Origin of the sequence: Oceanospirillum sanctuarii (genome assembly GCF_002150805.1) — a bacterium.
Classification (GTDB): domain Bacteria; phylum Pseudomonadota; class Gammaproteobacteria; order Pseudomonadales; family Halomonadaceae; genus Oceanospirillum; species Oceanospirillum sanctuarii.
In genome coordinates, this window is sequence record NZ_MTBA01000016.1 from 1 (window position 1) to 8,211 (window position 8,211).

The 8,211-nt window shown below is 39.3% G+C and carries 6 protein-coding genes; all 6 read left to right on the top strand.

Annotated elements, in window-relative coordinates:
• The first annotated feature begins 75 nt into the window (after positions 1-75).
• From BV405_RS17265 to BV405_RS17290, 6 genes are read left to right on the top strand one after another with little or no spacing between them, the layout of a single operon-like run.
• Positions 76-1,386, top strand: coding sequence for a phenylacetate--CoA ligase family protein (locus BV405_RS17265; RefSeq protein WP_086482142.1), 1,311 nt, complete (start codon positions 76-78; stop codon positions 1,384-1,386).
• Positions 1,379-2,650 (top strand): hypothetical protein, encoded by a 1,272-nt coding sequence (locus tag BV405_RS17270; RefSeq protein ID WP_086482143.1) that lies wholly within the window; start codon positions 1,379-1,381, stop codon positions 2,648-2,650. The genes BV405_RS17265 and BV405_RS17270 overlap by 8 nt, the downstream gene beginning before the upstream one ends.
• Complete coding sequence (locus BV405_RS17275; protein WP_086482144.1) at positions 2,640-3,743, top strand: glycosyltransferase family 4 protein; 1,104 nt, start codon at positions 2,640-2,642, stop codon at positions 3,741-3,743. Before BV405_RS17270 ends, BV405_RS17275 begins: the two co-directional genes overlap by 11 nt.
• A gap of 12 nt (positions 3,744-3,755) precedes the next feature.
• Entirely contained in the window at positions 3,756-4,817 is a 1,062-nt protein-coding gene (gene wecB / locus BV405_RS17280; protein WP_086482145.1) for a non-hydrolyzing UDP-N-acetylglucosamine 2-epimerase, read from the top strand.
• A 7-nt stretch (positions 4,818-4,824) separates the two neighbouring features.
• On the top strand, positions 4,825-6,639 hold the full coding sequence (locus BV405_RS17285) for a glucosamine 6-phosphate synthetase (RefSeq protein ID WP_086482146.1): 1,815 nt from the start codon (positions 4,825-4,827) through the stop codon (positions 6,637-6,639).
• Positions 6,640-6,643: 4 nt separating this feature from the next.
• Entirely contained in the window at positions 6,644-7,858 is a 1,215-nt protein-coding gene (locus BV405_RS17290) for a glycosyltransferase family 4 protein (RefSeq protein ID WP_086482147.1), read from the top strand.
• The last annotated feature ends 353 nt before the right edge of the window (positions 7,859-8,211 follow it).

Genomic DNA, 8,211 nt, shown 5'->3' on the forward strand with positions numbered 1-8,211 from the left:
GCGCTGAGGCTCAATAATCAGCAACAAAGAGGTTGGTAGATGAGCTGCTCAGGTGCGTTCTAATAGGGGGATGTTGTGAATCGTATTTTATTTGTTGTAGCGCATTTGTTTTTTAAGCCTAAGGTTTTGTTTCTTTATTTTTACTATATGTATTGTAGGAACTGTAGTCAGTCTGAGCTAGAGTATAAGTTGAGTCAGCGATTACGTGGTTTTCTACAATTTTGTATGCGTGAAGTCCCTTTCTATAACGGGAAGATAGAGATGGATGGGGATGTTTTTGAAGTTATAGATAAAATGCCGATTATTAATAAATTAGATATTATAAAAAATCGGGATGTTATAGAGGTTTATGATCCTCACAATAATGAATCCAAAACGGTAAGTACGGGGGGGTCTACAGGCGAACCACTTGTTTATCGTTTGAGTAATTCTTGTGATCAAGCAAGTTTAGCTTTGCTTTATAGGGGATGGTCAAAAGGAGGTTATAGACTAGGTGATAAAGTTGCAGTTCTTGCTGGTGGGTCTTTAGTTGGTAAGTCTAGCACATTAAAATCAAAATTGATTTCGTATTGTCTTTCTATGCGCAAGTATTCATCATATGGCATGGATGATTCTATCCTTGAGAAATATGCTATTGATATGGTGAAGTGGAAACCTAAATTCTTACGGGGATATCCATCTTCTATATATGAGCTTGCAAAGTTTGTAGACGCTGAAAGAGATAGGTTTCAAATTAATTTAAAATCAATTTTTACTACTGCCGAGATGTTAAGTTCTGCCCAAAGAAAATATATTGAGAATGTTTTTCAATGTCCGGTGTATGATGGATATGGCCTAAATGATGGTGGTTTGTCGGCTTTTGAATGTGAATTTCACGATGGGTATCACATAGATACTGAGCGAGGATATTTGGAAGTTGTTGATGAAGGTGGCCGACGTATTTATGGACGAGTTGGCAGGATTGTTGCAACTAGCTTTATTAATAAAGCAACACCATTTGTAAGATATGATACTGGGGATTTAGGTGTTGTTTCTCAAGAAAAATGTGAGTGTGGCAGTAGTTACCCTTTATTGAAATCTTTAGAGGGGCGTGTAACTGATATGATCGAATTTGGCGGTTTTAAGATTGGGACACCTGTTTTGACTGTTTTAATGGGGCCTGTTTTAGTTAATAAGTATCAGTTTATACAAGAGTCGAATAATTGTATAAGAGTTGTTTTGAGTGTATCTGATGAGTATGAGTTTGAGGTTTCAGAAAAATACATAGAAAATTCTTTAAGATCCCATCTTGGTGATATTGATGTTGTATTTGATTATTCTGGTGGGTTTGTTTTAAGCAAAAGCGGAAAACACAAGATTGCCGTCAAGGGTGATTGTTTTGAGTAAGTTGATTTATTCAGATTATTTGTACTATTTTTTTTTGCTATTGTTTAAGGTTGTTCTCGATTATTCCTATGCTTCAGTTGTGAGTTTTGAGTATTCGTATAGTGGTTTTCATTATAACTTCGAGACGAAGCGTTTTCTTTTCGCATGGTTTTTATATTTTATAGGCTTAATTTTTATTGCGCCAAAAGTGAGGCTGCGGCTTGTTAGTGATTATTTTGTTCTAACGGCCTATTTGGCCGTTTTGACGCCTATTATAGTTATTTATGGTCTTGATTGTGAGCGTGTTTTTTTTCCTGTTTTAGTAACGTTTTTGGCTGTTTGGTTGATTTCGGTTTTTTCAAAAATCAGTTTTCCTATTAAAGTTCCCGTTGTTTGTGGTGGAGAAAATATTGCTGTCATAATATCTCTTGTTTTTGTGGTTTTTCTTGTTTTTTGGTATTTTTATACAGGCGTTGTTGTTAATCTAGATTTTTCTAAAGTTTATCTATATAGAAACTATAACTCTGAGCTATCTTCGTTTGGTGTTTTTGCGTATACAAATACTTGGACTTATCAGGTTTTTAATATTTTTCTGATTGTTATTTCCCTTAAGTATAGAAGATTTTTATTGTGTTTCTTGCTTTTGTTTGTGCAGGTTTTTTTCTTTGCAGCATCAACGCACAAGAGTATTCTTTTTTATCCGATATTGGTTTTTGGTGTTTGGTATTATTTTAGATTTTATAGTTCTTTGATGGTTGTTCCGGTGGTTTTTTCTTTTGTTATTTTTTTGGGGCTTTTTAGCTACCATATGTTTGGTGATATCTGGCTCTCTTCTTTGTTTAGTCGGCGTGTCTTTTTTGTTCCTGCAAACCTTACATATGTCTATATAGAGTTTTTTGATTTTAATGAGAAGGTCTATTGGTCAAACTCTATACTAAGTCGATTTCTTGATTATCCTTATAGTAGCAGTGTTAGCAGGGTGATTGGTAGTTACTTGGGTGATGACAGTCTGGGAGCAAATAATGGATTTGTTGCAAGTGGTTATGCTCACGCTGGACTTTTTGGTGTTCTGATATATGCTATTCTTACTTCATTTGTTTTTTCGTTGTTGAACAATTTGTCAAAATATGGTGTTCAAAACTGGGTCGTATTATCAATGTCGATAATTCCAGTGCGAGCATTGTTAATATCCTCTGATCTTTTTACTACATTGCTAACACATGGTTTTATTATGTCGGTATTTTTGGTGGTTTTGATTCGTGAAGGAAAAAAGAATGCATCATAAGATTTGCCATCTAACATCTGCACATCCGCGTGATGACATTCGGATATTCCTTAAGCAGTGCATGTCTCTTTCTGCAGCTTTTGATGTTTCTCTTATAGTAGCTGACGGCATGGGGGATGAAACCAAAAGTAATATAGTTATATTTGATGTTGGTGTTTCAAATGGGCGTCTGGATCGTATTCGTAATGCCCCGGGTCGTGTACTGGCAAAAGCGCTGGAGATAGATGCCGATATTTATCACCTGCATGACCCTGAATTGATACCCATTGGTGTGAAACTCAAAAAAATTGGTAAGGTGGTGATCTTTGATGCCCACGAGGATGTGCCCAAGCAGTTGTTAGGCAAACCCTATCTAAACAAGCCCGCCAAGTGGTTACTATCTAAGACTTTTGCCGTATACGAGCGTATGGCCTGCCGTAAGTTTGATGCCGTGATTACTGCTACACCCAGTATCCGTGATAAATTCTCTGCGATGGGAATGCGTTCGATTGATATCAATAACTACCCGCTTTTAGATGAGTTTTCCAAAGGTGAAGTTGACTGGTCGCAAAAGCAAACACAGGTAGGATATGTTGGAGGCATAGGGCAAATTCGCGGGATTTCTCAAGTTGTTCAAGCTATGGGATTGGTGCAATCTGGTGTGCGTTTACAACTAGTAGGCAAATTTAACGAGCCCGCTGTTGAAGCCGCCGCACAGGCAGATACCGGTTGGCAGCGTGTCGATGCACTTGGTTTTGTGGGGCGCGAAGATGTTGGTGACATACTCTCTCGCTGTGTAGGTGGTTTGGTTACTTTTTTGCCTTCACCTAACCACATGGATGCACAACCCAACAAAATGTTTGAATATATGAGTGCCGGTGTTCCGGTCATCGGTTCTAACTTCCCGCTCTGGAAAGAAATTATTGAAGGCAACCAGTGCGGGCTTTGTGTTGACCCCCTTGATCCTCAAGCAATTGCCGAGGCTGTAAACTATTTGGTTAACCATCCTGCGGAGGCCGAGCAAATGGGACTTAACGGCCAGAAGGCCGTACAGGAAAAGTACAACTGGAGCATTGAAGAACACAAGCTGTTGGCTTTTTATCAATCACTGTAAGCGATTCTATTTATGCAAAAAATCCTCACGATTATCGGTGCCCGCCCACAATTCATTAAAGCTAGTGTTGTTTCTCGCGCAATTCAGCAAACCGAAGGCATTGAAGAAATCTTACTGCATACCGGGCAGCACTTCGATGCCAATATGTCGGATGTCTTCTTCAACCAACTGAATATACCTCGCCCGCGCATTCAGTTAGATATTCACGGAGGTAGGCACGGTGAGATGACTGGCCGAATGCTTGTAGAAATTGAGCAGGCTTTGTTAGCTCATAAACCCGATCGTGTTTTGGTGTATGGTGATACAAACTCAACATTGGCGGGTGCCCTCGCGGCGGCAAAACTGCATATTCCTGTGGCCCACGTTGAAGCGGGCTTGCGCAGCTTCAACATGCAGATGCCGGAAGAGATTAATCGCATCCTTACTGATCAGATCAGTGATTTACTTTTTTGTCCAACAGATGCGGCAGTGAAACACCTGAGTCATGAAGGTTTTGCTGGCAAGAATGCTCAGGTTCTGAAGGTAGGTGACGTGATGCAGGATTCCGCCTTGCTGTTTACAGAAAAGGCAATCCCCCCTGCTGGTAAGCTCCCTGAGGGCTTTATTTTAGCTACCCTGCATCGTGCGGAAAATACCGACAATCCGCAGCGCTTAACAACCATTGTTAATGCTTTGAATACACTACACAAATCGGTGGCTCCAGTTGTGTTGCCGCTGCACCCTCGTACACGAAAACTTATTATGCAGAATGGTCTTGAGTTAAATGTTCATTTAGTTGAGCCGGTTGGATACTTTGAAATATTGTGGTTGCTTGATAACTGTAACTTAGTCATTACCGATAGTGGCGGTTTACAGAAAGAAGCATTTTTCTTTGGAAAGTACTGTGTAACTATGCGTGATCAAACAGAATGGGTTGAGCTCATTGAGGCGGGTGCCAATGAATTGGTAGGTGCCGACACTGCAAAAATTATTGAAGCTGCTACGCATAATGTGGAGCGTAAAGTACAGGATACTGATAATCTGTATGGTGGCGGTCAAGCAGCCAAGCAGATTGCTAAATTTTTAAATATATAGGTTTTATATGTGTGGGATTTTTGGGATATTAGGAAATACAAGCTTAAAAAATGAAGACCTTTGTTATCTGGCAGAACATGCCAGGCAGCGTGGCCGTGACTCAAGTGGGCTTGTCTTTAATATGGATAACGAGCTTAAGGTCTACAGAGCAGATTATGATGTTCTTAAATTGCTTAAGCCTATTAAAGCTGAAAATTCGGTAATTGCTCTTGGTCACAGTCGCTTAATTACAAATGGTCTTTTAGATAACCAGCCTATCGTTCGGAACGGTGTTGTTGTTATTCATAATGGTATTGTCGTTAATGATGAAATACTTTGGGATAAGTTAGGTTTTGAACGTAAGCAGCAAATTGATACAGAAATTATTGCTGCGATTGCGGAGCAACACATTAATAAAACAGGTGGCCTGAAAGGTGTTTCAGATGCGGTTTTGGCACACTGCAAAGGTGTAGTGGCAACAGCTATTACAGTGCCTTCCCTGGGTAAAATTGCTTTGTTCTCAAATAATGGAAGTCTTTATACAGGCATAAAAGGAGATTCCGTTTACTTTTCTTCTGAAAGCTATCCTCTAGCCCAGTTAGGCTGCTCTGAAATTACGCAGGTCATTAATGAAGAGGTTTTGTTGGATATACCTGTTTCAACTTCAATTGATGTTGAAGATTTTAAAGAACATCGCTCCGGTCTTATTCCAAAATTCATGGATATTGCTGAAGAGCGGAAGCTTCTACAGTATCCTAAACCAACATTAAAACGTTGTACCCGATGCATCCTGCCTGAAACAATGCCATTTATTCACTTTGATAATAATGGTGTGTGTAATTACTGCAATGCTTATAAGCCAAGAAATAACCCAAAGCCCAAGGAGCAACTGTTTGAGCTTGTTGCGCCATACCGAAGAAAAGAAGGTTTGGATTGCATTGTTCCGTTTTCTGGTGGGCGTGACAGTTGCTATGGTTTGCATTTGATAGTAAACGAATTAAAAATGAAGCCAGTTACATACACCTATGATTGGGGTATGGTCACTGATTTAGGTCGTCGTAATATTAGCTTGATGTGTGCTGAGTTGGGCGTTGAGAATATCATTGTTGCCGACGATATTTCAAAAAAGCGGGATAATATTAAAAAGAATCTTAAGGCTTGGCTTAAGGCCCCGCATCTTGGGATGATAAGTATTTTAACTGCGGGTGATAAGCATTTTTTCAGGCATGTTGAAACTGTCAAAAAGCAGACTGGCATAAACCTTAATTTGTGGGGTGTTAACCCTCTTGAGGTCACACACTTTAAAGCAGGCTTTTTAGGTGTGCCACCTGATTTTGAAGAAGAACGTGTTTATATGCATGGTTGGCAAAAGCAAATTGAGTATCAGAAGCTCAGATTTAAAGCCATGTTGAAAAGCCCTGGCTATTTTAATAGCTCATTATGGGATACTTTATCTGGAGAGTATTATCGTAGTTTTACAGAGAAGAAAGATTATTATCATGTATTCGACTATTGGCGTTGGGATGAAAAAGAGATCGATGATGTGCTGATTAATGATTATGGCTGGGAAACTGCAGTCGATACCAATACTACTTGGCGTATTGGTGACGGTACAGCAGCTTTTTATAACTACATTTACTACATTGTCGCTGGTTTTACTGAACATGATACCTTCCGCAGTAATCAAATCCGTGAGGGACAAATTACTCGTGAAGAAGCTCTTGTGAAAGTGGAAGACGAGAATCAGCCGCGCTATGAAAATATTCGTTGGTATTTAGATGCTGTTGGCTTGGACTTCTGCGATGTAATTAAGGTTGTTAATTCCATTCCAAGGCTTTATTAATATTATGAATATATGGTATATATCTAAGTATGTGGCACCTTCTTACGCTGCAAAAGTCAGTGCTAGGGGTTTTTTGATTTTAACTGCTATGACCAAAGCCGGCCATCGTTGTTCTTTAATAACCTCCGATTCTAATCATCTGATTTCAGCGCCTTCATTTAAAGGTAAGTTGATGGTTGAGCAGGTAGATGGTGTTGATGTGCATTGGCTAAAAACTTGGAAGTATAAGGGTGCAAGATCATTTGGCAGAATGCTAAGTTGGTTGGATTTTGAATGGCAATTATTTCGTATGCCAAAGAAAAATATGGATATCCCTGATGTAATTGTCATATCTAGTTTGTCACTTTTAACAATTCTTAATGGCTTATTATTGCGTCGTAAGTATAAATGTAAGCTTATTTTTGAAGTCCGTGATATCTGGCCACTTATTTTAGTATCATCTGGCGGTATCAGCCCTATGAACCCTTTTGTTATTTTTCTCTCTTGGCTAGAACGTTTGGGATATGAGAAGGCGGACAAGGTTGTTGGTACTATGCCAAATCTTGGATTGCATATTGAAAATGTGACTGGAAAACATATTGAGGCTGCCTGTATCCCGCAGGGTGTTGATGATAGTTTACTGGATAGACCTGAACCGCTGTCTGAGGAATATGTCAATAAATATTTTCCTAAGGATAAGTTTATTGTCTGTCATGCTGGTTCAATAGGTGCAGACAATGCGCTTGAAACTTTCTTTGCCTGTGCGCGTGCTATGCAAAATAGGGAAGATATCCATTTTTTGATGGTGGGTGATGGCTATTTAAAGGAGCATTTTCAGAGTGAAAATGCTGATCTTGATAATCTAACCTTTGCACCAAGGGTTGAGAAGAAACAGGTTCAATCTGTTTTGAGTTATGTTGATGTTGTTTACTTTGCTGTAAATACATCGCCGCTTTGGGCTTACGGGCAATCTTTGAATAAAGTAATTGATTATATGTTATCTGGTAAGCCTGTATTGGCTTCCTATACTGGCTATTCTAGCATGATTAACGAAGCAGATTGTGGGCTTTTTGTTCCGGCTGAGGATGTAGAAGCTTTAAGTGTAGCGGTAGATCGTTTTTCTAAGATGCCAGAAGGTGAATTGAATGACATGGGTCGACGTGGTCGGGAATGGATTTTATCGAACCGGCGCTATGATACTCTCGCCTCTCAGTATTTAGAGGTGATTAGTAAATTATAAATATGATCAAGCGACCTTTTAGCATCTTCGCATCTTACTTAGGCTTGCTCATGTTATCATCAGTCTTTGCCTTGTAACGTGGGTCGCTTTCGTGAAGTTACATCAATCGATGGCAGATTTTTTGATTGTGGCCGTGTCCACGGATTTAGCCAAAAGGCAGTTTTGTGCTGGCGTTGGCACTGGGATAGTACCGAATTAAGCGCTGATAAGTTAATCACAGAAGGCTTTATTCTCAACAACGCACAGATTACCATATTCCTTTCATTATGATGTTTGAAGGAAAGATGCTTTTGACTGTATCCATGAGACTGTGATTAATTCCTAAAATTTGCGATAATCTCATTATAATGATT